This is a genomic window from Dietzia psychralcaliphila, assembly GCF_003096095.1.
GTDB classification, from domain to species: Bacteria; Actinomycetota; Actinomycetes; order Mycobacteriales; family Mycobacteriaceae; genus Dietzia; species Dietzia psychralcaliphila.
This window is the reverse complement of record NZ_CP015453.1, coordinates 2632599-2657286: the sequence shown is the minus strand read 5'-3', so window position 1 is coordinate 2657286 and position 24688 is coordinate 2632599. Positions and strand designations below refer to the sequence as shown.

18 protein-coding genes are annotated in these 24688 nt (G+C 69.9%); 14 read left to right on the top strand and 4 right to left on the bottom strand.

The genetic code is table 11. From position 1 onward, the window contains the following. Positions 1-7 precede the first annotated feature (7 nt). Together A6048_RS12175 and A6048_RS12170 are read left to right on the top strand one after the other, a co-directional pair. Positions 8-2539, top strand: a complete 2532-nt coding sequence (locus A6048_RS12175; RefSeq protein ID WP_107746663.1) for a UvrD-helicase domain-containing protein — start codon at positions 8-10, stop codon at positions 2537-2539. 8 nt (positions 2540-2547) lie between these two features. After that, positions 2548-3162 (top strand): GNAT family N-acetyltransferase, encoded by a 615-nt coding sequence (locus A6048_RS12170; protein ID WP_107746404.1) that lies wholly within the window; start codon positions 2548-2550, stop codon positions 3160-3162. Positions 3163-3200: 38 nt separating this feature from the next. On the opposite strand, the gene A6048_RS12165 is transcribed toward A6048_RS12170, so the two are convergent. Further along, on the bottom strand, positions 3201-4061 hold the full coding sequence (locus tag A6048_RS12165; RefSeq protein WP_235027289.1) for a M23 family metallopeptidase: 861 nt from the start codon (positions 4059-4061) through the stop codon (positions 3201-3203). 332 nt (positions 4062-4393) lie between these two features. On the opposite strand from A6048_RS12165, the gene sucC reads away from it, so the two are divergent. From sucC to A6048_RS12130, 7 genes are all read left to right on the top strand, one after another. Beyond that, positions 4394-5560, top strand: a complete 1167-nt coding sequence (gene sucC, locus A6048_RS12160) for an ADP-forming succinate--CoA ligase subunit beta (RefSeq protein WP_107746406.1) — start codon at positions 4394-4396, stop codon at positions 5558-5560. Between the two features lie 21 nt (positions 5561-5581). Continuing rightward, the gene (gene sucD, locus A6048_RS12155; protein ID WP_107746408.1) at positions 5582-6484 is read left to right on the top strand and encodes a succinate--CoA ligase subunit alpha; all 903 of its coding nucleotides are present in this window, start codon (positions 5582-5584) and stop codon (positions 6482-6484) included. A gap of 106 nt (positions 6485-6590) precedes the next feature. Beyond that, complete coding sequence (locus tag A6048_RS12150) at positions 6591-8153, top strand: cell division protein PerM (protein WP_235027288.1); 1563 nt, start codon at positions 6591-6593, stop codon at positions 8151-8153. A 59-nt stretch (positions 8154-8212) separates the two neighbouring features. Next, a complete protein-coding gene (gene purN / locus A6048_RS12145) occupies positions 8213-8836 on the top strand; it encodes a phosphoribosylglycinamide formyltransferase (RefSeq protein ID WP_107746412.1) in 624 nt (207 codons plus the stop codon). Next, positions 8833-10449, top strand: coding sequence for a bifunctional phosphoribosylaminoimidazolecarboxamide formyltransferase/IMP cyclohydrolase (gene purH, locus A6048_RS12140; RefSeq protein WP_107746414.1), 1617 nt, complete (start codon positions 8833-8835; stop codon positions 10447-10449). The genes purN and purH overlap by 4 nt, the downstream gene beginning before the upstream one ends. Before the next feature lie 38 nt (positions 10450-10487). Further along, entirely contained in the window at positions 10488-11081 is a 594-nt protein-coding gene (locus tag A6048_RS12135; RefSeq protein WP_107746416.1) for a TetR/AcrR family transcriptional regulator, read from the top strand. Between the two features lie 70 nt (positions 11082-11151). Next, positions 11152-12741 (top strand): serine hydrolase domain-containing protein, encoded by a 1590-nt coding sequence (locus A6048_RS12130; protein WP_146166331.1) that lies wholly within the window; start codon positions 11152-11154, stop codon positions 12739-12741. Here A6048_RS12130 and A6048_RS12125 read toward each other — a convergent pair. Next, positions 12693-16316, bottom strand: a complete 3624-nt coding sequence (locus tag A6048_RS12125; protein WP_107746420.1) for an indolepyruvate ferredoxin oxidoreductase family protein — start codon at positions 16314-16316, stop codon at positions 12693-12695. The two genes, A6048_RS12130 and A6048_RS12125, sit on opposite strands and share 49 nt — an antisense overlap. Positions 16317-16483: 167 nt before the next feature. Here A6048_RS12125 and A6048_RS12120 point away from each other — a divergent pair, with 167 nt between their 5' ends. After that, a complete protein-coding gene (locus A6048_RS12120; RefSeq protein ID WP_107746422.1) occupies positions 16484-16951 on the top strand; it encodes an Lrp/AsnC family transcriptional regulator in 468 nt (155 codons plus the stop codon). A gap of 3 nt (positions 16952-16954) precedes the next feature. On the opposite strand, the gene A6048_RS12115 is transcribed toward A6048_RS12120, so the two are convergent. Continuing rightward, positions 16955-18421 (bottom strand): amidase, encoded by a 1467-nt coding sequence (locus A6048_RS12115; protein WP_107746424.1) that lies wholly within the window; start codon positions 18419-18421, stop codon positions 16955-16957. A gap of 137 nt (positions 18422-18558) precedes the next feature. Between A6048_RS12115 and A6048_RS12110 the strand changes: the two genes are divergently transcribed. Beyond that, positions 18559-19236 carry a hypothetical protein gene (locus A6048_RS12110; protein ID WP_107746426.1) on the top strand — a complete coding sequence of 226 codons (678 nt, stop codon included), beginning with the start codon at positions 18559-18561 and terminating at the stop codon, positions 19234-19236. 25 nt (positions 19237-19261) lie between these two features. On the opposite strand, the gene A6048_RS12105 is transcribed toward A6048_RS12110, so the two are convergent. Next, the gene (locus tag A6048_RS12105; RefSeq protein ID WP_107746429.1) at positions 19262-19552 is read right to left on the bottom strand and encodes a DUF1540 domain-containing protein; all 291 of its coding nucleotides are present in this window, start codon (positions 19550-19552) and stop codon (positions 19262-19264) included. Positions 19553-19863: 311 nt separating this feature from the next. Here A6048_RS12105 and A6048_RS12100 point away from each other — a divergent pair, with 311 nt between their 5' ends. Genes A6048_RS12100 through A6048_RS12090 form a run of 3 tightly spaced genes read left to right on the top strand, consistent with a single transcriptional unit; the run spans position 19864 to position 24687 of the window. Then, positions 19864-21453 (top strand): carboxyl transferase domain-containing protein, encoded by a 1590-nt coding sequence (locus A6048_RS12100; protein WP_107746431.1) that lies wholly within the window; start codon positions 19864-19866, stop codon positions 21451-21453. An 8-nt stretch (positions 21454-21461) separates the two neighbouring features. Further along, on the top strand, positions 21462-23549 hold the full coding sequence (locus A6048_RS12095) for an acetyl/propionyl/methylcrotonyl-CoA carboxylase subunit alpha (RefSeq protein WP_107746433.1): 2088 nt from the start codon (positions 21462-21464) through the stop codon (positions 23547-23549). Further along, positions 23542-24687, top strand: coding sequence for an acyl-CoA dehydrogenase family protein (locus A6048_RS12090; protein ID WP_107746435.1), 1146 nt, complete (start codon positions 23542-23544; stop codon positions 24685-24687). The genes A6048_RS12095 and A6048_RS12090 overlap by 8 nt, the downstream gene beginning before the upstream one ends. Position 24688: the final 1 nt, after the last annotated feature.

Genomic DNA, 24688 nt, shown 5'->3' with positions numbered 1-24688 from the left:
CACCACGATGACCCACTCCGCCGCCGCCCCAGTCAGCCGCACCTCGCCCCCCTCGCCTCTGCTCGACGGGCTCAACCCACAGCAGGCCGCCGCGGTCACGCACCGCGGCGGTCCGCTGTTGATCGTGGCCGGCGCGGGTTCGGGAAAGACCAGTGTGCTGACCAGGCGGATCGCGTATCTGCTGGCCGAGGGTGGCGCACACCCCGGGCAGATCCTCGCCATCACGTTCACCAACAAGGCCGCGGCCGAGATGCGGGAACGGGTGTCGACCCTGGTCGGGCCACACGCCGAGCGGATGTGGGTGGCCACGTTCCACTCGATCTGTGTGCGGATCCTGCGTGCCCAGTCCGCCCTGCTGGGCACCCGCAACTCCAACTTCACGATCTACGACTCGGACGACTCCCGTCGGCTGCTCGGCATGATCGCCAAGGAGCAGCACCTGGAGGTCAAGAAGTTCACGCCGCGGATGTTGGCGTCGGCGATCTCGAACCACAAGAACGAGCTCCGCGAGCCGTCCGAGGCCATGGACCGTGCGCTGGAGGACTCGGACCGTACCGGGCAGACGGTGGCGGCGGTGTTCACCGAGTACCAGGCGCGGCTGCAGGCGGCCAACGCCTTCGATTTCGACGACCTGATCGGGGAGACCGTGGGGTTGCTGCGGTCGCACCCGGAGGTGGCGGCGTACTACCGGCGCCGGTTCCGGCACGTCATGGTGGACGAGTACCAGGACACCAACCATGCCCAGTACATACTGGTCCGGACCCTCGTCGGCGGGGCGACCGGGCCCGGGGACGACGCCGCGGCCGGGGTGGCCCCGGCGGAGCTCTGTGTGGTGGGCGACGCCGACCAGTCCATCTATGCGTTCCGGGGCGCCACGATCCGCAACATCGAGGACTTCGAGCACGACTACCCGGATGCCCGGTCGATCCTGCTCGAGCAGAACTACCGCTCCACGCAGACGATCCTCTCCGCCGCCAACGCGGTGATCTCCCGGAACCCGGGCCGTCGCGAGAAAAACCTCTGGACCGATGAGGGAACCGGCGAGCTGCTCGTGGGGTACGTGGCGGACAACGAGCACGACGAGGCGCGGTTCATCGCCGGCGAGATCGACCGCCTGGTGGACTCCGGAGACGCCGGGTACTCCGATGTGGCCGTGTTCTACCGGACCAACAACTCCTCCCGCGTGATCGAGGACGTGTTCGTCCGCCTGGGCCTGCCCTACAAGGTCGTCGGCGGGACCCGGTTCTACGAGCGCAAGGAGGTGCGCGACGTCGTCGCCTACCTCAAGGTGCTCTCCAACCCGGACGACACGGTGGCGCTGCGCCGCATCCTCAACACCCCGCGTCGGGGTATCGGAGACCGCGCGGAAGCGTGCGTGGTGGTCCACGCCGAGCAACGGGCCATCGGCTTCGGTGAGGCCCTGCGGGACGCGGCCGAGGGGAAGGTCTCGCTGCTGCCCACCCGCTCGGTCAAGGCGATCTCCGGTTTCGTCTCGCTGCTCGACGAGCTCCGGGGGCGGTTGAACGGTTCCGACCACGCCGGCGGTGAGGACTCGGCCCCCGACGTCGGTGCCCTGGTGGAGGCCGTGCTCGACCGGACCGGATACCGGGCCGAGTTGGAGGCCTCCAACGACCCGCAGGACGCGGCGCGCCTGGACAACCTCAACGAGCTGGTGGGCGTGGGACGGGAGTTCTCCTCCGAGGCCGCATTGCAGCGTTCGGCGCGCGAACAGGGCTTCGGGGATGAGGCCGCGGGTAACGCCGCGGGTGATGCCGCGGGTGATGCCGCGGGTGCGGTCGCCGACCAGGCGGACGCCGAGCTCGACGAGGGCATCGCCGAGCCCGGTTCTCTGGCGGCCTTCCTGGAGCGGGTGTCCCTGGTGGCCGACGCCGACCAGATCCCCGCCGAGGACCAGGGTCAGGTCACCCTCATGACCCTCCACACCGCCAAGGGACTCGAGTTCCCGGTGGTGTTCCTCATCGGCATGGAGGACGGTCTGTTCCCGCACATGCGCGCGCTGGGGGACCCGGCAGAGCTGTCCGAGGAGCGGCGGTTGGCCTACGTCGGCATCACCCGTGCGCGCAAGCGGCTCTACCTGACCCGCGCCATGATGCGCTCGTCGTGGGGCCAACCCATGACCAACCCCGGGTCCCGATTCCTCGAGGAGATCCCCTCGGAGGCGATCGAATGGCAGCGCGAGGAACCGGCCGGCGGTGGCGGGTTCGGTGACGACGACTCGTACGCTCCGCGGCGTCGCTTCGGCGGTGGCGGTGGCACTGGCGGGAGCGCCGGCGGGTTCGGCTCCGGAGGCGGGTTCGGCTCCGGAGGCGGCAGATCGTCCGGAATCCCCCGGGCGCGGTCCTCCGCACCCGCCCTCGAGTTGGTGCCCGGTGACCGGGTCACCCACGACAAGTACGGACTCGGGAAGGTGTTGACCTGCGACGGAAGCGGGCCGCGGGCCACCGCGACGATCGACTTCGGCGCGTCGGGCAAGGTGCGTCTGATGCTCATCGGGGGCGTCCCGATGCAGAAGCTCTAGGGGCGCGGATGCCCGCACGAGTGCCGGTCGGCACCCCACTGGTCGGGCGGTTGGTACGGCTGGATCCCATGGTCCCCGGAGACGCGGAAGGTCTGTTCCCGATCATGTCGGATCCGGCGGCGTTCGGCTCGGGGTACCCGTTCGAGACCGCGCACGCGGATCTGGCGCGGACCCGGGAGTTCGTCGGAGACCGGATGGCGCCCGGGGCGTGGCCCTACACGGTGCGCGTGGACTCTCCGGGCCGGGACGAGGTCGCGACGGTTGCCGGGACCAGCTCGTTCACCGAGATCGACACCCGGAACGAGAAGCTGCAACTGGGGTGGACGTTCTATGGACGTCGCTACTGGGCGAGTGGGGTCAACGTGGAGACCAAGTTGCTGCTGCTGTCGCACGCATTCGAGGACCTGGGGTTCGGTCGTGTGAAGCTCCAGGCCGACGTCAGGAACGAGCGTTCACGCGCCGCGATCACCCGACTCGGTGCTCGCTTCGAGGGCGTGACCAGACGGGATGTGCTCAGGGAGGACGGCACCTGGCGGGATACCGCCGTCTACTCGATCACGGTGGACGAGTGGCAGACGTGCAGGGTCGCCCTCGAGGAGCGGCTACGTGCCGTGCTCCGCTGAACGATCGACTCGGCCGGGGCTGACCGCCCGGGTCGAGGTCAGCTGCCGAAGGGGTTGAAGCCCGAGCTCTCGCTGCTTCCGGCGCCCGCGAGGTGGATGCCCTGCTGGGCCAACCAGATCACCGGGTCGATGTGCTGCGTGCCGCCGTTGAGCAGGACCTCGAAGTGCAGGTGGGATCCCGTCGAGAAGCCCATGTTGCCCATGCCGGCGATCTTCTGGCCCGCGTAGACGCGCTCGCCTTCGCGGACGTCGAGCGTCTCCATGTGGCCGTAGACGGTCATGGTGCCGTCGTCGGACATGATCCGGATCCAGTTCCCGTAGCCCTGGGCGGGGCCCGAGTCGATCACGACGCCGTCGGTGGCCGCGAGGATCGGGGTGCCGTTGGCGTTGGCGATGTCGATACCGGCGTGCATCGCGCCCCAGCGCATCCCGAAACCCGAGGTGAAGGTGCCCACGGCGGGGAGGGAGACCTTCGGGCGCCGGGCCTGCTCCTCGGCGATCTCCCGCTGGGTGTTGATCTCGGTGCCGGCGTAGAGCATGGCCGACTGTGCGTTCTCCGACTCCGCGTCGACGACCGACACGATCACGGGCTCGGGCATCGAGGGAGTGGCGGGGGTGGAGGTCGAGGGCGCGTCGGGCGCACCGGTCGCCGGTGCCGCCTCACCGTTGGCGAGGAGCGCGATGTCGCCGGCCTCGGCTGAGTGGGTGCCCGCGAAGTCCATCACGGAACTCGCGGAGGCGGCCGAGACCGCGGCGCCGGCGGCGACGGCCAGGACGGCCGCGCGACCGCGCAGAGCGTGCGGGGGAGCGGGGATACGGTGACGTCCTCCGCCGTGTGCTCCGGAGGCGGGTACGACGACAGGAGTCGCTGGTGGTACGTGCTGCGACTCGTTCTTCACCGGTGGCGTTTCCCCTCTGAGGTCGTGCTGTGATCTTTCCGTGACCAAGACGTCCCCCAAGGTAACGGATCGGCAACGGTGCCGCAAGGTAACGGGCCATCGGGGAGGGAGGGGTGGATCACACTGGTGTGACTCCAGTGGCCGACGCGCTTGAAGTTAATTCCCGGGCCTCTAGTGGCGGCCAATGGGGCTGCGCACCTCTGCCTATCTGTGACCCGACACACACGTCTACCCCCAGGGTGCGACGGGCGACACACTGCGCGCTTAGGATGAGGGTTGACTCGGCTTTCAACAGGGCCGGGCGAATCTACCCACGTCAAGATGGTGAGCTGATGGATCTCTTTGAATACCAGGCAAAGGCTCTTTTCGCGAAGCATGACGTCCCCACCACCCCGGGGCGCGTCGCGGATACTGCGGAAGAAGCCGAGAAGGTTGCGGCCGAGATCGGCAAGCCTGTCGTCGTCAAGGCGCAGGTCAAGGTCGGAGGCCGCGGCAAGGCCGGCGGCGTGAAGCTGGCGGAGGACGCCACCGAAGCGCGTGCGCGGGCCGAGGACATCCTTGGCCTGGACATCAAGGGCCACATCGTCAAGAAGCTCCTCGTGGCCGAGGCCAGCGACATCGCGGAGGAGTACTACATCTCCTTCGTCCTCGATCGCTCCAACCGCAACTACCTGGCCATGTGCTCGGTAGAGGGCGGCGTGGAGATCGAGCAGGTCGCCGAGGAGTCCCCGGATCGCCTCGCACGCATCAACATCGACCCCACCGTCGGTGTCGACGTGGCCAAGGCGCGCGAGATCGCGGCCGCCGGCCACCTCCCCGAGGAGGTGCTGGACGCGGCCGCCGTGACCATCGCCAAGCTGTACGAGGTGTTCATCAACGAGGACGCCACCCTCGTCGAGGTGAACCCGCTCGTTCGTACCCCGAACGACGAGATCCTCGCGCTGGACGGCAAGGTCACCCTGGACGAGAACGCCGAGTTCCGTCACAAGGAGATGTTCGCGGACTTCTCCGACGCCGGCACCACTGATCCCCTCGAGCAGAAGGCCGCGGAGAACGACCTCAACTACGTCAAGCTCGACGGTCAGGTCGGAATCATCGGCAACGGCGCCGGACTGGTCATGTCGACCCTCGACGTCGTCGCCTACGCCGGCGAGAACCACGGCGGCGTCAAGCCCGCCAACTTCCTCGACATCGGCGGCGGCGCCTCGGCCGAGGTCATGGCCGCAGGCCTGGACGTCATCCTTGGTGACGAGCAGGTCAAGAGCGTCTTCGTCAACGTGTTCGGCGGCATCACCGCATGTGACGCGGTGGCCAACGGCATCGTCAAGGCCCTGGAGATGCTGGGCGACGAGGCCAACAAGCCGCTCGTGGTCCGTCTCGACGGCAACAACGTCGAGGAGGGTCGTCGCATCCTCGCCGACGCCAACCACCCGCTCGTGACCCTGGCCGACAACATGGACTCCGGCGCCGACAAGGCCGCCGAGCTGGCCTCCAAGTAGGAAGAGTAGGAACAACCAGATATGTCGATCTTCCTCAACAAGGACAGCAAGGTCATCGTCCAGGGCATCACCGGCGGCGAGGGCACCAAGCACACCGCCCGCATGCTCGCGGCCGGTACCCAGGTCGTCGGTGGCGTCAACGCCCGTAAGGCCGGCACCACCGTGGCCCACAAGGACGCCGACGGCAACGACGTCGAGCTCCCCGTGTTCGGTTCGGTGAAGGAGGCCATGGAGGCCACCGGAGCCGACGTGACGATCCTCTTCGTCCCGCCGCCGTTCACCAAGGACGCCATCGTCGAGGCCGTGGACGCGGAGATCCCGCTCGCCGTGGTCATCACCGAGGGTGCCCCGGTCCTGGACACCGCCGACGCGTGGAACTACAACGTGTCCAAGGGCAACAAGACCCGCATCATCGGCCCCAACTGCCCGGGCATCATCACGCCGGGCGAGTCGCTCGTCGGCATCACCCCGGCAAACATCGCCGGGAAGGGCCCGATCGGACTCGTGTCCAAGTCCGGCACCCTGACCTACCAGATGATGTACGAGCTCGCCGACTACGGTTTCTCGACCGCCATCGGCATCGGCGGCGACCCGATCATCGGCACCACGCACATCGACTGCATCGAGGCCTTCGAGAACGACCCGGAGACCAAGGTCATCGTGATGATCGGCGAGATCGGCGGCGACGCCGAGGAGCGCGCGGCCGACTACATCAAGGCCCACGTCACCAAGCCGGTCGTCGGCTACGTGGCCGGCTTCACGGCTCCCGAGGGCAAGACCATGGGCCACGCCGGCGCCATCGTGTCGGGCTCCGCGGGCACCGCGCAGGCCAAGCAGGATGCCCTCGAGGCCGCCGGCGTCAAGGTCGGCAAGACGCCGTCCGCGACCGCGGCCCTCGCCAAGGAGATCCTCGACGCCATGTGATCCACCCGGTCACGAGTGCGTGTCGCCCGACCCCCGTCATCCTCGGATGGCGGGGGTCGCGGCGTGCCGGGGGTGCCCGGCGCGGACGGGTATCTACGGTGGCAGGGTGAGCCCTCCCCGTGTGATCCGACCCGCCGCGAGACGGACGCCCGCGGGCGCGGGGTCGTTGTTGTGGACTGCGGCGGCCGCTGCACTCCCCGTCATCGTCACCGTTCTGGTTCTGGTCGCGGTCACGCTCGCGTTCCTGGTGTTCTCCGCCCGCGGATTCGACTCGCTCTTCGCGGTGGTCGCCGTGGAGTGGATGGTGGTCAACAGGGTGCCTCTCACCGTGGACGCGGTATCCCTGGGCTTCCTCCCGCTGCTGCCGCCCCTGATCTACGTGGCGGTGCTGGCCCGACAGACCCGCGCGGTCCTGGCCGATGTCGAACAACCCGGACCGCGCGAGGCCGGCGCCGCCGTGGCGGGCGTGACGCTGGCCGGGATGCTGCTGACCGTCTTGGCGTCCCTGCTCGTCGGGTCTGCGGCCTCGGACTTCGCGGTGCGAGAGGTCTCCCTGCCGACGGCGTTGCTGTGGTCGGTCGCCGTGGCGCTGTTCGGTTCCGGGCTTGGGGTGTGGCTGTACTTCCGACGTGATCTCCGTGAGGTCCTGCCGCTGTGGGTGCGCGGGGGGATCCACCTCGGGTCGGCGTTCGTGGCGGCCCTCTGGGCCATGGGCGCGATCCTCCTGATGATCGGTCTGCTGGTGGCGTGGGGGCCCGTCGGCTCGGTCCTGGAGATCGGCAAGGGCTTCACGGGGACCGCGGCGCTCACGGCGATCTCCATCGCCTACCTGCCCAACGTCGTGATGGCCGCCGCGACTCTCGCTGTCGGTGGGGAAGCTCACCTCGGTGAGGCCTCGTACAGTGTGTTCGCCGTGTCCCGGGGCCCGATGCCCGAGGTCCCGCTCGCGGCGGCGCTCCCCACCACGGATCCCCACTGGGTGATGCAGGCGCTGCTCCTGGTCACGGTCCTCGTCGCCGCCGGGCTCGCCCGCGCGGTCGCGCACTGGTTCCGCACCACCGCCGATGCGGTCAAGGCCGCGTGGCTCGCCGCCGCGATCGTCGCACTCGTCGTGGCTGTCAGCCCGGTCGTGGCGGGCGGCGAACTCGGCGTGCTCGGGACCGTGGGAACGGGATCGATGATCGCCGCGGGGACCGCACTGGCGCTCTTCGGCGTGATCGGCTCGGCCACCATCGCCCTGTCCCTCGCGGGCCTCACCAGGCGCCGCGAGCGCGCGGAGAGCGAACTCGAGCGACGACGCCGTCGTGCGGGGACCGTGCCCGGAGAGGAGGAGATGGAGGCGGAGACGGGGGCTGAGCCTGCGCCCGAGCCCGAGCCCGAGCCCGAGCCCGAGCCCGAGTCGGCGCCGGTGGGACCTGCCGTCGTGCCCGAGGGTGAGGTGCCTGAGGGTGAGGTGCCCGAGAGTGACGAGGTCGACGACGACGAGCTCCCCGCGACTCTCCCCGATTCCCCTGACTCCGAGAGCGAGGACGCAGCAACAGAGACAGCGACAGACGCAGCGACAGAGACAGCGACAGACGCAGCGACAGATGATGTCGAGGGTTCCGCTGCTGCCGAAGGGCAGGGACAGCAAGAAGGCCCTGACGAGGGCCCGAAGGCCTCCGACTAGACTGCCACCCGAGCCCGGGTATCAGGCGGGCAGGTGGATCGACGGTCAGGAGCGGGGACGTGGTCAGTGCCGAGTCCGGAGCTCCCTGTCCGGTCGTGCTCCTGGCCTCGGGTGCCGGCACCCTCGCGCAGAGCGTGGTGGACTCGGCCGGTGGACCGGACTGCCCGTACGACATCGTCGGTCTTGTCTCCGATCGCGACTGCGAGGCTGTGGCCCGCGCCGAGCGTGCCGGCCTGCGCACCGCGGTGGTACGGCCCGCCGATCACCCCGACCGCCCGTCCTGGGACCGTGCGCTGACCGACGCGGTGCGTGCGTTCGGTCCGGTCTGGGTCGTCTCCGCCGGCTTCATGCGCATCCTCGGTGAGGCGTTCCTCGGTGAGTACGCCGGGCGCGTGATCAACACCCACCCGGCGCTGCTGCCGTCCTTCGCCGGCGCCCATGGGGTGCGGGACGCGCTCGCCTACGGCGTGACCGTCACGGGATGCACCGTGCACCTGGTCGACGCCGGGGTGGACACGGGCCCGGTGATCTCCCAGTGTGCCGTCGACGTCCTCCCCGAGGACACCGAGGCCTCCCTCCACGAACGAATCAAGGTCGTCGAGCGCGAGATGCTCGTCGACGTCCTCGCGGCGGCCGCCCGTGGCCGCCTCCACATCGAAGGTCGAAAGGTGCACCGATCGTGACCTCCCAGTCGGACAGTCCCCAGCCGGACGAACGCCAGTCGGACAACCCCGACTCCCGTCGGCCGGTCCGCCGAGCGCTCATCAGCGTCTACGACAAGACCGGACTGGAGGACCTGGCGCGGGGTCTGGCGGGCGCCGGTGTCGAGATCGTGTCGACCGGCTCCACCGCTCAGCGCATCGCGGACGCGGGGGTGCCGGTGACACCCGTCGAGGAGCTGACCGGGTTTCCGGAATGCCTCGAGGGCCGGGTCAAGACCCTGCACCCGCGGGTCCACGCGGGCATCCTGGCCGACACGCGCAAGCCCGAGCACCTCGAGCAGGTCGCGGAACTCGGTGTGCAGCCGTTCGAGCTCGTCGTCGTCAATCTCTATCCCTTCACCGACACCGTCGTCTCCGGCGCGGACTACGACGCGTGCGTGGAGCAGATCGACATCGGTGGTCCGTCGATGGTCCGCGCCGCCGCCAAGAACCACCCGTCTGTCGCAGTCCTGGTCGACCCGGCCGGATACGGCGATGCGCTGGACGCGGTGGCCGCCGGTGGGTTCCCACTCGAGCAGCGCCGCCGGCTCGCTGCCGCGGCTTTCCGCCACACCGGCGCCTACGACGTCGCGGTGGCCACCTGGATGACCGAGCAGACCGCGACCCCCGCCCAGGACGGGGACCAGGTCTTCCCGGTGTGGCAGGGGCAGAGCCTCGACCTGGCCGCCACCCTGCGCTACGGCGAGAACCCGCACCAGGGCGCCGCCCTCTACACGGACTCCGCCGCCGCGCCCGGCCTCGCGCAGGCGCAGCAGCTGCACGGCAAGGAGATGAGCTACAACAACTACGTCGACGGTGACGCCGCCTGGCGGTCCGCGTTCGACCACGCCGAGCCGTGCGTGGCGATCATCAAGCACGCCAACCCGTGCGGCATCGCGATCGACGCGGACATCGCCGTCGCCCACCGCGCCGCCCACGAGTGCGACCCCGTCAGCGCGTTCGGTGGAGTGATCGCCGCCAACCGCCAGGTCAGCCTGGAGATGGCCGAGCAGGTGGCCGAGATCTTCACCGAGGTGATCATCGCGCCCTCCTACGCGGACGGAGCCGTGGAGATCCTGCAGCGGAAGAAGAACATCCGGATCCTCGTGGCGGATGCGCCCGCGCAGTCGGAACTCGAGCGCAAGCAGATCTCCGGCGGCGTGCTCGTCCAGCAGCGCGACTCCCTGGACGCCCACGGCGACGTGACCGGGGGCTGGACCAAGGCCTGCGGCGACGACGCCGACGAGCAGACCCTGCGCGACCTGCTCTTCGCCTGGCGCGCTTGCCGGGCGGTCAAGTCCAACGCCATCCTGCTGGTCCAGTCCGGCGCCACGGTCGGCGTGGGAATGGGTCAGGTCAACCGTGTCGACTCGGCCCGCCTCGCGGTGCAGCGCGCGGGGGAGCGGGTGGCCGGGGCCGTGGCGGCGTCGGACGCGTTCTTCCCGTTCGCCGACGGACTCGAGGTGCTCGCCGAGGCCGGCGTGCGCGCCGTGGTCCAGCCCGGGGGGTCCGTTCGCGACGCAGAGGTGATCGAGGCCGCCGAGAAGGCCGGGATCACCATGTACTTCACCGGCGCCCGACACTTCTTTCACTGAGTTCGTAGATTCAGAGTTCGTAGATTCAGAGGGCGTAGATGGACCAGCAGGACGCGGTGGCGCTGACCCCGCGTGCCCAGGCCAAGGCTCGGCGCCGGGACGAGATCCTGGTGGCGGCGGCCCGGCTGATGGCACGGCGGGGCTTCCACGCGGTGCGCCTGGACGACATCGGCGCCGAGGTGGGCATCTCGGGCCCGGGCATGTACCGGTACTTCTCGTCGAAGGAGGACGTGCTCGCCGAGATGCTGCTCGACATCTCCCGCCGACTCCGAGACGGCGGACGTGAGGCGGTGGAGCGGGGCGGGGAACCCGCCGAGGTCCTGGACTCGCTGCTGGGGGTCCACGTCGACTTCGTGGCGACCGAACCGGACCTGATCAGCGTGCAGTTCCGTGACCTGGGCGCCCTGCCGGCCGGTCCGCGGCACGAGGTGCGCAGTCTGCAGCGCGAGTACGCCGAGATGTGGGTCGACGCCCTGGTGCGGCTGCGGCCGGAACTGGCCGCCGTCGATGCGCGCGCCCACATCCACGCGGTGTTCGGCCTGCTCAACTCCAGTCCGCGGCTGCCGTCGATGGCCGAGGCCGAACTGCGGCGGGTGCTCACCGCGATGGCGTCGGCGGCCCTGCGGTCCTGACCCGGGGTCCCACGTCGGTGGAACGGGGAGAGGTCCTCAGGCACCGGTTCTCGTGCATACACTCCCGGACGTGATCCGCACCGGAAGTGACCCCAGCCCGGCCTGCACCGCGGCGATACCGCGGAGCCCGCGCGGCGTCGGCGTCGCGATGGCGGTCGTCCTCGCGCTACTCGCGGCGTTAGTGGTTCCGGCGACCGTGGCCCCGGCCACCGCCCGGTCGGTCGGTGAGGGGTCGGTCGTAGACGGGCTGAGCCTCGACGCGGAGGCCACCCGCCTCGCCGACGAACTCGGGGCCCCGGGTATATCGGTGGCGGTGGTCGACTCCACGGGCGTCGTGGGTCGCGCCCACCACGGTGTCGACGGCGACGGTGCTCCGGTCGGCGAGGGGACCGCGTTCGTGTGGGGTTCGGTGTCCAAGTCCTTTGCAGCCCTCGTCGTGTCCGTCCTCGACGCGTCGGGGACGCTGTCCGCCTCGGACGCGGTGGCCTCGGTCCTGCCGGCCCTGCGCGGCGGCGAGCTCGACACCACGGGCGTCACCATCGCCGACCTCGTCCACCACGTCTCCGGTCTGCCGCACCAGGTGGAACTCACCGACGTGTGGGGGCGCACCGGCCCTGCCTCGGAGGTCGTTCCCGAGATCGCGGACGTGGCGGGCGTCGGACCGCGGGGCACCTACCGATACTCGAGCCTGAACTACCTCCTGCTCCAGGCTGTCGTCGAGACCGCGACGCAGCGGCCCTACGGCGACGTCCTCCACGAGGTCCTCGCGTCGACCTCCGGGGTGACCGACGTCGTCACCGACCCCGGCCGGTTCGCCGAGGACGTCCCTCCGGGCCACGCGCCCTACTTCTTCGGCGAGAGGCCCGTGGACGTGGGGTTCGACCCCGCGGGACTCGCCTATGGTTACCTGTCCGGCCCGACGGACTCCCTCGCGCGGTACGCGGCGTGGCAGCTCGGCGACCTCCGGTCCACATCACCGGAATCGGTCGAGCGGCGGGAGGGAGCGGTGGAGACGGGGACCGGTGCCCGGTACGGCGGTGGATTGATCATCGAGGGCAGGACGGACGGCGACGACGAGGTGACCGTCGTCCGGCACTCCGGGGCGGTCCCCGGGTACTTCACCTATCTCGCCCTGTCCCCGGAGCGGGATGTGGGCGTGGTGCTGGTGGCCAACTCCTATGGCGAGCTCCGATCGGGGGAGTCGGCTGGCGCGGCCGAGGCGTTCGCCGACCGGATCATGGGGTTGCCTCCCGGCGCGCATCCCGGCTCCGGGTTCTACACCGGGGTGATCGTCGGCGGGATCGTGCTGGTGCTGCTGCTCGTCGCCCTGCTCGGATGGGTGGTGATCGGACTGGTACGGCGGTCCCCGCCCCGCAGGACCACACGGGGGACCCTCACGCGCGTCCTGCTGGTGACACTCGTCGGCGCCGCCCTTCTGGCGGGCGGGTTGCTCGGCGTCCCCGCGGTGGTCGGGGTGCCGTTCGGGGTCGCTGCGCTGTGGGCGCCCGACGTCGCCCTGCTCTTCTGGCTGACGATGGGCCTGGTGTTCCTCGTGACGGCCGTGACGATCGCGCGCGAGATCGCCTGGAACCACCGGGGCGCCGTCGGGGGTCAGCGCCAGCCCAGCTCGCCACGCAGGCGGGCCAGCTCTTCCCGGTAGCGGGCCGCGCTCTCCAGCTTGACGTACTCGTACCCGCGCACCATGTCGGGCAACTCGGCCAGAGCGATCGCGGCGTCGTACCACTCGGCGCTCCGCCCGACCGGGCCCGAGCGCCGCAGCTCGACGGTGAGCCGGTGGACCAGATCCCGGTACCCGGCCAACAGCTCGCGTTCCACCCTGCGGACGTGGGCGTATCCGAACACGTCGAGCGGGGTACCGCGTAGCCGCTTCATCCTCGCCAGTGCCCTCATCGCAGGCATGGCCCTGGGCCCGATCGAGATCTTCCTCTTCATCCCCAGCGCGCGCAGCGCCGGCGGATGAAGCCTGAGGTTGGGCACTGCCCCCTCGCCCCACTCCTCGGTGAGCTGCGCGGCGAACGCCGGATCGACGGCCAGGCGGGCGACCTCGTACTCGTCCTTGTATGCCATGAGCTTGTACAGGTTCGTGGCCACGGCCAGCGTGAGCTGTTCGGGATCGGCTCCGCCCTCGGCGGGCTCCCGGAGGGCCTCGGCGGCGCGCAGATCCTCGACGCTGCACAGGTAGTCGGCCGCGTAGGCCGCATTCTGGAAGTCGATCAACTCGTCGACGCGCAGCGCGACCACGGCACGGAGTTCATCGGAGGCGTCCGCGCCCAGACCGGCGAGCAGGCGCTGCGCGGCGGGGGTCGGCACGTGAAGGGCCGACGTCGCCGTGGACACCGGCTTGTGTAGGTCGGCGACCAGCGCGGCCAGCGTCTCCGGATCGGCGACGGCCTGGCGGCCCCTGCGGAACGCCTGAAGATTCGCCGTGACCGCCACACCGTTGAGCTCGATCGCCTGCTCGATGGCCTCGGCGGAGATCGGCAGGGCGCCGCTCTGGTAGGCCGCGCCCACCATGAGCATGTTGGAGGACTGCGTGGAGCCGAAGAGGTTCTCCGTGATCTCACCGGGGTTCAGGTAGACCCCTCGCCTCGACGCGCGATCGATGACCGCCTGGATGTCCGAGGTGGACGGATAGTCCACGGCGGTGTCGATGACCATCGTGCCCGTGGGGATCTGGGTGGTGGAGACGACCGCGGTGGTGCGGTCCGGGTGGGCCACCTTGAGGTTGGCGTCGTCCGCACCCACGAGGCCGTCACAACACAGGTAAAGATCGCAGTCTCCGCCGCCGATCTTCGGGGGCTGCTCGAGCGGTGTCCGGGCCACCCGGACGTCGGAGACCACCGCACCGCCCTTCTGCGCCAGACCCGTCATGTCGAGGGTGCGCGCGGAGTTGCCGTCGAGCACCGCGGCGGTGGCCAGCACAGCCGACACGGTGACGATCCCCGTCCCGCCGATACCGGTCAGTCGCAGCGAGAAGCCGCGGTCGGCGTCGACCCCGGCCCGGGTCGGCTCCGGGAGGGCCGCCGCGTCGAGCTCCGGCGCCGTGGCCACCCGTTCTGTCCTGGTACCCGGCACGACGCTGACGAAGGCAGGGCAGTCGCCCTCCAGGCACGAGAAGTCGAAATTGCAGGTCGACTGGTCGATCTGCGTCTTGCGTCCGAACTCGGTCTGCACCGGATGGACGGACAGGCAGTTGGACTTCCTGCCGCAGTCGCCGCAACCCTCACAGATCCGCTCGTTGATCACCACCCGCTCGGTCGGGGTGGGGTAGGTGCCGCGCTTGCGGTGGCGGCGCTTCTCGGCCGCGCAGAACTGGTCGTGGACCAACACAGTCACCCCGGGGGTCGCGGCGAGCTCCTTCTGGACCTCGAGCGTGTCCCGGCGGTCCCGGACCTCGATGCCGCGGGGCAGGCCCTGGGACCTCGTGGCCTTGACGTCGTCCGTGGTGACGACGATCTTGGCCACCCTCTCCGCGCGCAACAGTCGCAGGATCTCCGGCAGTGACATCTCGCCGACCGGGTCCTGGCCGCCCGTCATGGCGACGGTGCCGTTGTAGAGCAGCTTGTAGGTGATGTTGTCGCCCGAGGCGACGGCGGCGCGGAGCGCGAGCGAACCGGAGTGCATGAACGTGCCGTCGCCGATGTTCTGCACCATGTGGCGCTCGGTCAGGAACGGCGCCATACCGGTCCACTGCAGGCCCTCGCCGCCCATCTGGGTGACGCCCGTGACGGTGCCGACCTGCTCGGCGTCCATGAGCAGGACCATCGCGTGGCATCCGATGCCGCCGCCCACGAGCGTCCCGTCGGCCACCTTGGTGGAGCTGTTGTGCGGGCAGCCCGAGCAGAAGTACGGCGTCCGGGTGGTGGCCAGTGGCAGGGAGATGCGCGAGCGGCCGCGGCCCGGTCCGTCGATCCAGGCCAGGGCCGACTCGATGCCGTGGACGCGGCCGAGCCGCTGCGCCAGGCCGCGGGTCACGGCGTCGACGTCGAGTTCACCGAAACGGCTGAACAGGGTGGAGCCGTCCTCGTGGGTCTTGCCCACGACATTCGCGACGTCCGGGCGACGGAAGTGGATCTCGCGGATCATCGTCTCGATGAAGTCGCGCTTCTCCTCCACCACGATCACCTCGTCGAGTCCGGTCATGAACTCGTCCAGGACAGTGCGCTCGATGGGGTACACCATGCCGAGCTTGAGGATCCGGATGCCGCGTCGGGAGAGCTCGGCGTCGTCCAGGCCCAACCTCCGCAGCGATTCGCGGACGTCGAGGTAGCTCTTGCCGGCGGCGACGATCCCGATTCGGTCGTCGGCAGTCGACTGCACGATCCGGTTGAGCTTGTTGAGCCGGGCGTACTCCAGCGCGCGCGGTATCCGGATGGTGAGCTGGTTCTGTTCCAGTTCCATCAGGCTGGACCCGAGCAGCTGGCCCGAGGGCACATGCGGGCTCGTGCCCAGATCGCCGTAGACGGGCAGGATCCGGTCCGGGTCCACCAGCGCGGTCGACGAGGCGTCCGCGACGTGCGAGGAGATCTTCATGGCCGACCACAGGCCCGAGACGCGCGAGAGGATCGCCGCGTGGACGCCGAAGTCCAGGACGTCCTGGGAATCGGCAGGGTAGAGCGTCGGGAGGTAGAGGTCCGCGAGCGCGAGCTCGGACGAGCACGGCACCGTCGAGGACTTGGCGCCGGGATCGTCGCCGACCAACGCCACCGCACCGCCGCAGGGGTCGGTGCCGATGAGGTTGGCGTGACGGATCGCGTCCGTCGCACGGTCCAGGCCGGGAGCCTTCCCGTACCAGTACCCGACGACACCCTGCAGCGGTGCGGTACCGGTGTGGGCCGTCGCGCGCAGGGTGCCCGTGCGTCGGGCGAGCTGCGAACCCATGACCGCCGTCGCTGCGGCCTCTTCGTTGAGGGCGGGGCGGTGGACCACGTCGAACGGGTCGAGGAACGCCGCTCGCCTCGCGAGTTCCAGGTCGTAGCCGGCGAGGGGAGAGCCCTCGTAGCCGCTGACGAGACTGGCGGTGAGCAGGTTCTGCCTGCGGTCCAGTCGCGCGCGGTCGCGGACCGTGCGCACCAGGGCCTGGATCCCGGTGAGGAAGACCGTGCCACTCTCGCGGGTGTAGCGGTCGGAGAGCGAGAACGATGCGGCGTCCGCCTGTGCGGTACGCGGTAGATCGTCGTGGGTGCCGCTCGGGGGGCCGAGAAGAGAGGTCATCGGTCGCACCTGGCCTTCGAAAGACGAGAACTGTATCTCCAGGCTAGGCGCGTAGGTGATGTGCGTCACGTGGTCAGCGCTGCGCAGCGCATCGTGTACAGAACGACGCGGCAAAGTCCCAGAGGAATGGGCCAGTTGTCCAGTCAGACTCGACATACTATGTACACATGGAAATAAGCCCCGGCCTGGATGCCACCGACCGTCGGCTCCTGAAGATCGTCCTGGCGGGTCCACGAGTCGGGGTGCGTGAGTTCTCCCGCCGCCTCGGGGTGGCCCGCGGGACCGCGCAGGCCAGGCTCGACAAACTCGAGGCCCGTGGCGTGATCGCCTCGTGGGCGCCCGCCCTTGATCCGGCGGCGCTCGGGTATCCGCTCTCCGCGCTGGTCCACATCCAGGTGGCGCAGGCGAAGCTGGAGGCGACCTGTACCGGCCTGGCGGACGTGCGCGAGGTCCTCGAGGTGATGAGCGTGGCGGGGGAGTTCGACATCGTCTGCCGCGTGGTGGCCCGGGACCACTCGCATCTCGAGGAGGTCTTCAGTTCCATCATCGCCACACCCGGAGTCCTGCGGACCCGTACAGAGGTGGTGCTGCGACGGCGGGTCGGCCCGCGTGTCGCCCAGTTGCTGGATGAGTGAGGGTTACTCCCAGATGCGGGCGAAGGGGTACGCCGCCTCGTACTCGGAGGCGAGTTCGAGCAGCAGACGGTCGTGGCCGATCCTCGCCGACAGGTGCACCCCGATGGGCAGACCGTCCGGCGCCCGGCCGGTGGGCAGCGAGACGGCGGGTGAGCCGGCGATGTTCTGGAGCGGGGTGAAGGTGACCCAGTCGGACACCCGCTCGAGGTGGGTCTCGTAGGGCAGGTCGGCGTCCAGGTACCCGACCTCCGGGGTCTCGTGGTTGACCACCGGGTTGAGGTACACGTCGAGGTCCCCGAACGCGGAGTCGAACCGACGCCTGGTCCGATACAGGCGGTACAGATGTAGCGGGAGCGTGGGGAGGCCTCGCCTGGCCATCCCGGCGAGGCCGATCGTGAACGGGTCGAGCCGCCCCGCGTCGAACTCCGGACTGAAGGTGCTCCGGCCAACGGAGGACGTGGCCAGGGCGAGCAGGCCCCAGTACGCGATGAAGTCCTCCCGGAACGAGGCCGGGACCGGCGCGTGGGTCGGGACGATCTCGTGACCCAGCGCGGCCAGCCGCTCGGCGGTCTCTCGCAACACCGCCAGGGTCGCCGGATCGGTCGGTTCGCCCGCAGGACTGTGCTCGACGAGGCCGATCCGCAGCCGCCGCTCCGGGGCCGGGGCGACCGAACTCAGTGGCGGGACCCCGACCGGGCGGTATCCGGATTCGAAGGCGGTCAGGAACGCCACGGTGTCGCGAACTGACCGGGTGACCACGGACTGGGAGATGATCGGGATCGGCATGTTCGCCGCGAACTTCTCGTCGGGGTGCCTGCCGCGACTCGGCTTGAACCCCACGAGACCTGTCACCGCCGCGGGGATCCGGATCGACCCACCGCCGTCGTTGGCGTGGGCGATCGGCAGCGCGCCGGCGGCCACCAACGCCGCGGATCCACCCGACGACCCGCCGCTGGTGCGGTCGGTGTCCCACGGGTTGCGGGTGACCAGGCCGCCCTGCCGCTCGGTGGCGGCGGTCCAGCCGAACGGTGGCATCGCGGTGGTCCCCACCGGAATGAGGCCGGTGGCGCGGAAGAGCGGTGCGTAGGGGCCGTCGTGGAGGGCGGGTCGCGCGGGAATCGCTGACGAGCCGAGCGTCATGGGCAGTCCCTCCACCCGGACCGCGTCCTTGAACGCCGACGGCACACCGGAGAGCGGACCGGAGAGCCGGGAGTCCTCGACCCAGGACGCGCGGCGTCGCGCGCGGTCGAAGTCGGTATGTACCAGGGCGCCCAGGACAGGGTCCGCCGCGGCGCAACGGTCGATCGCCGCCTCGACCAGTTCGGTGGGCGAGACCTCCCCCGTGCGGATGCGTTCGGCGAGGGCGGTGGCGTCGTCGTACCCGAGCGCATCGTCCCGGAAGGCGTGGACGCGGCGCGGGCTCGCGGCGGGCGTCATGTCGGCGGCGGCGTCGGCTGTGGTGTCGGTCACGCCCCCACTGTAGGGCTCCCCCCTTGACAACGGCCGGGGTTCTCCTGCATGTTAGGTGTACCTTAGTTAGGCGAGCGTCACCTTATCCTCGCTGCAGCTTCACCGCTGTGTAGCGGGCGACCCGTGGAGGGCAAACGATGGCAGTGCACCCGATCGTGTCGGATCCTGTCGTCACGGGCGCTCGACGGTTACTCGACGGGGCGGGCATCGCCACGATCGCCGTCCGCGGGACCCGGGACCGCTCGGATGTCATGGTCTCCGCGCAGCACCGTTGGATCGGCGGCGGTTCCGTCGTCGTCACCGGGGCCCCCGCACCGTGGTCAGGCCTGATCGTCGAGCCGGGCTCCTCCGTCGAGGTGGTCGTGATGATCGACGAGTTCGCCCCGATCGTCGAGGCGAAGGTGCACGTCGCCAGCCTCTACGGCTTCGGTGTGGCTCGTGCCGCGCGTCAGGGCGAGGGGTGGGTCGTCGAGGTCGAGATCGAACTCGGCGAGCTGCAGGTGCGTCGACTCGGGCACGAGGGAACCGTCCTCGCCCGCGACCTGGATTCGGTGCCCCCGGATCCCCTGGCCGCCGAGGCGCCCGGTCTCGCGGACGAGATCCGGGCACGCTTCGGGGAGGACCTGGCGATTCTGGCCGGGTCGGGAGACCCGACTCGGCCGCCGTTCGTGCTGGGCGTCGACCCGGACGGTCTCCATCTGCTGACCGCTCTGGGGCGCGACGCCGATGTCGTGCACCTGCCGTTCATGACCCGGGCGGAGTGTGTCGGGGACGTGGTCCGCGAGATGGGCCAGTACGTGGCCCGCGCGAGTTGAACCCGTCCCCTCCGCCTGCGGTGACCTACGCCGCGGAGTAGGTCAGGCAATCGGCTGTGTCGGCGCCGGAGCCGATCTCCACGGACTCCGCGGAGCAGAGCAGGTCCTTGTTGTGCGTGCACTCGACACGCTGGCACGCGCCGACGTGCGCGCTCGCGGTGGGCAGGCCGCCGCGGACGTCCAGTGAGATGAACGTCCCGCACTCGGCGTGATCGGGCGATCCCGCGACCGTGATGGCCGGGGCCGTGCAGTCCGCGTCGGCGTTGAACGAGCACGTGGTGACGGTGCAGTTGCTGATTCCGGTGAGAGTGGCCATGGCGGTTGCTCCTCGTATCGGTTGTCGTGATCCAGCTGGTGGTGGACCGGTTGTGTCGGTCCGTTCGGGTGTCACCGAGTCAACCCCCGATCGCCTCGACTTGCAAGCAAGGAAAGGCTCTGCTACGTCAGGTTAGCCTAAGCACTTGACCTGCATTTTCTCCGTAATGCCCCTTCCGGGGCCCGGTGTGCCGCGGCGTCCGTTCGTCACCGGGGGGCGGGGGCTGTCCGCGATCCCCTCTGGACTTCTGTGAGCCATGGCACTATGGTCGAACTCAGTTAATCCGACTTAACTGAAAGGGAGCGGCGCTGATGACTTCCGCGACCACCGATCGTTCGACCACCAACCGTCAGGCGCACGAGGAACTCCTCGTCGACCTCCGCGACCGCCTCGAGCGGGCCGCGCTGGGCGGCGGGGAGAAGGCCCGTGCCCGTCACCTCGAGCGGGGCAAATTACTCGCCCGCCAGCGCGTGGACGTCCTACTAGACCCTGGTAGCCCGTTCCTCGAGCTCTCCCCGCTGGCCGCTGAGGAGATGTACGGGGGCAAGGCACCGGGCGCCGGCGTCGTCGCCGGGATCGGGCGCGTCTCCGGGCGCGAATGCCTGGTGATCGCCAACGACGCGACCGTGTCCGGCGGCACCTACTACCCGATGACCGTCAAGAAGCACCTCCGCGGCCAGGAGGTGGCTCTGGCCAACAACCTGCCGTGCATCTACCTGGTGGACTCGGGCGGCGCGATGCTGCTCCAACAGGACGACGTCTTCCCGGACAGGGATCACTTCGGTCGCATCTTCTACAACCAGGCCACCATGTCCGCCCAGGGGATCCCGCAGATCGCCGCCGTCATGGGTTCGTGCACGGCCGGCGGTGCCTACGTCCCGGCCATGAGCGACGAGGCCATCATCGTCCGCAACCAGGGCACGATCTTCCTCGCCGGTCCGCCGCTGGTGAAGGCTGCCACCGGTGAAGAGGTCACCGCCGAGGAGCTCGGTGGTGGCGATCTGCACGCCAAGACCTCGGGCGTGGTGGACCACCTGGCCGACGACGACTACGACGCCCTGATGAAGGTCCGCGAGATCATCGCGACCTGCCCGCCGGCGCCCGAGCCGGACTGGGAGGTGCTCGAGCCCCGCGAGCCCGTTCGCCCGCAGACCGACCTCTACGACCTGGTGCCCGTCGACTCACGGCAACCGTACGACGTGCGCGACATCATCGGCACCGTCGTCGACGGCGGCGAGTTCACCGAGTTCAAGAAGGACTACGGCACGTCGATGGTCACCGCGTTCGCGCGGATCCACGGCCATCCGGTGGGGATCATCGGCAACAACGGCGTCATCTTCTCCGAGTCCGCCCTCAAGGGCGCCCACTTCATCGAGCTGTGCGACCGTCGCAAGATCCCGTTGATCTTCCTGCAGAACATCACCGGATTCATGGTCGGCCGCCAGTACGAGGCGGGCGGCATCGCCAAGAACGGTGCCAAGATGGTCGCCGCCGTGGCGTGCGCGCGCGTCCCCAAGTTCACGGTGGTCGTGGGCGGCTCCTTCGGCGCCGGCAACTACTCGATGTGTGGCCGTGCGTACTCGCCGCGCTTCCTGTGGATGTGGCCCAACGCCCGGATCGCCGTGATGGGCGGACCGCAGGCGGCCGACACCCTCGCATCGGTCCGTGCCGCACAGGTGACCAAGTCGGGCGGGGAGTGGACCGACGAGCAGCAGGCGGAGTTCACCGCGCCCATCCGAGAGCAGTTCGAGGAGCAGTCCACCGCGTACTACTCCACGGCCCGCCTCTGGGACGACGGGATCATCGATCCCGCCGACACCCGCACCGTCCTCGGTCTGGCCCTCGCGGCCGCGGCCAACGCCCCCCTCCAGCCGGTCAACAACGGCGTCTTCAGGATGTGAGAAGCCCCATGTCAGAAGAACTGTCCCAGAAACTCCACACCGTTCTGGTGGCCAACCGCGGTGAGATCGCGTGCCGCGTGATCCGCTCGCTGCGGGCAGCGGGTATCCGCTCGGTCGCCGTCTACTCCGACGCCGACGCGGACGCCCTGCACGTGCGCATGGCCGACGCCGCCGTCCGCCTGGGCCCGGCCCAGGCCTCGCAGTCCTACCTCGACTTCGAGAAGGTGATCGACGCGTGCCGCCAGACCGGCGCGCAGGCCGTCCACCCCGGCTACGGATTCCTGTCCGAGAACTCGCGTTTCGCGCGGGCACTCGAGGAGGCGGGCCTGATCTTCGTGGGGCCGCCGGCCACCGCGATCGAGACCATGGGCGACAAGATCACGGCCAAGGCCGCGGTCTCGGCCCGGGACGTACCCACCGTGCCCGGGATCTCCCGGCCGGGACTGACCGACGACGACCTGGTCGCCGGTGCCGAGGAGGTCGGGTACCCGGTCCTCGTCAAGCCGTCCGCGGGCGGGGGCGGCAAGGGCATGCGCCGCGTGGAGCGGGCGGAGGACCTGCGCGCCGCGCTCGACTCCTCCCGCCGTGAGTCGGCGGGAGCCTTCGGCGACGACACGCTGTTCCTCGAGCGGTTCGTCGACACCCCGCGCCACATCGAGGTGCAGGTCCTCGCCGACACCCACGGCAACGTCATCCACCTGGGCGAGCGTGAGTGTTCGTTGCAGCGCCGCCACCAGAAGGTCATCGAGGAGGCGCCCAGCGCGCTGCTCGACGAGATCACCCGGCAGCGCATCGGCACCGCCGCGTGCGACGCCGCCCGCTCGGTGGGCTACGTGGGCGCCGGCACCGTCGAGTTCATCGTCTCGGCCAAAGCCCCGGACGAGTTCTTCTTCATGGAGATGAACACCCGACTGCAGGTCGAGCACCCGGTCACCGAGATGGTCACCGGCGTGGACCTGGTGGACTGGCAGGTCCGCATCGCCGCGGGTGAGGAGCTGACGCTGCGCCAGGAGGACATCACCCTCACCGGCCACGCGATCGAGGCGCGCGTCTACGCGGAGGACCCGGCAAAGGGCTTCCTGCCGACCGGCGGCACCGTGCTCGGGCTCGAGGAACCGTCCGGTGACGGCATCCGGGTCGACTCCGGCCTGCGCGTCGGCACGGTCGTGGGCAGCGACTACGACCCGATGCTCGGCAAGGTCATCGCCCACGGTGCCGACCGCGGTGAGGCGCTGGCCCGTCTCGACGCGGCGCTGGCCGGTACCCACGTGCTGGGCCTGCGGACCAACATCGACTTCTGTCGCTTCCTGCTCTCGCAGCCGGAGGTCGTGGCCGGAGACCTCGACACGGGTCTGCTCGACCGCACCGTCGACAACTACACCGCCACCCCGGCGCCCGGGGGTGCACTGGTGGCGGTGGCCATGCACCGCACCGAGGAGCGCTGGGCCCGCGTGCCGGCCAACCGGCGGGGCCCGTGGGATGTGCCCAACGGCTGGCGGGTCGGTGGGCGCGCCGAGGTGTGGACCCGGTTGGACTCCGGTCCGGGTTCGGACGCCGTCACCGTCGGCCTCAGGGGCACCCCCGACGACGCCGAGGTGACCATCACCGACGCGACGATCGGCTCCACCGCCGAGGCGACCGTCTCCGCGCGCCACCACGCCCGCGTGGCCCGGGACGGCGCGTCGCTCCGACTGACCGTCGACGGCACCCAGCAGCGCTGGACCGTCGTCCGTTCCCATGACCACAGGGCGGCGGACACCTACTGGGTGGCCGGCGACGGGGGCACCTGGGACCTGCGGCTGCTGCCGCTCATCGACTCCCGGATCCACGACGCCGGGATGTCTGACGGTCAGATCCTCAGCCCCATGCCCGGTTCCGTGATCGCCTGCTTCGTCGCCGACGGCGACGAGGTGACGGCCGGACAGAACGTCCTGGCCGTCGAGGCCATGAAGATGGAGCACGCGCTCACCGCGCCGATCGACGGCGTGGTCCGCCTCAACGTCTCCACCGGCGAGCAGGTGCCCGCCGACCACCTGCTCGCGACCGTCGAGCCCCACCCCTCCACCGAGGAAGCACAAGGAGAAACCGATGCCTGAGTTGGAAGAGCACTACCAGGACCTCAAGGTCACGGTCGCCGAGTTCGCCGACAAGGTTGTCGCCCCCGCCTCGGCCGAGCACGACCGCAACCACACGTTCCCGTACGAGATCGTCGCCAAGATGGGCGAGATGGGCCTGTTCGGCCTGCCCTTCCCCGAGGAGTTCGGTGGCATGGGCGGCGACTACTTCGCCCTCTCCCTGGCGCTCGAGGAACTGGGCCGTGTCGACCAGTCGACCGCCATGACGCTCGAGGCCGGCGTGGGCCTGGGCGCGATGCCGATCTACCACTTCGGCACCGACGAGCAGAAGAACACGTGGCTCCCCGATCTCGCCGCGGGCAAGAAGCTCGCCGGCTTCGGCCTCACCGAGCCCGGTGCGGGTTCGGACGCCGGAGCAACCAAGACCACCGCCAAGCGTGACGGTGACGAATGGGTGGTCAACGGCAACAAGCAGTTCATCACCAACTCGGGGACCGACATCACCTCGCTGGTCAACGTCACCGCGGTGACCGGGATCCGGGATAACGGCAAGAAGGCCATCTCCACCATCATCGTCCCGTCGGGCACCCCCGGCTTCACGGTCGAACCGGCCTACGACAAGGTCGGCTGGAACTCCTCCGACACGCACCCGCTGACCTTCGCGGACGTGCGGGTCCCGGCGGAGAACATCCTCGGCGAGGAGGGGCGCGGCTACGCGAACTTCCTGTCGATCCTCGACGAGGGCCGCATCGCGATCGCCGCGGTGGCCACCGGCGCCGCCCAGGGTTGCGTCGACGAGTCGGTCAGGTATGCGCGTGAACGCGAGTCCATGGGCCAGAAGATCGGCTCGTTCCAGGCGATCTCCTTCAAGATCGCCCGCATGGAGGCCCGCGCCCACACCGCGCGCTGCGCCTACTACGAGGCCGCGCGTCTCATGCTGGCCGGCAAGCCCTTCAAGAAGGAGGCGGCCATCGCCAAGATGGTCTCCTCGGAGGCGGCCATGGACAACGCCCGGGACGCCACCCAGATCCATGGCGGCTACGGGTTCATGAACGAGTACCTGGTGGCCCGGCACTACCGGGACTCCAAGATCCTCGAGATCGGCGAGGGCACCACCGAGGTGCAGCTCATGCTGATCGCGCGCGGTCTGGGGCTGTAGA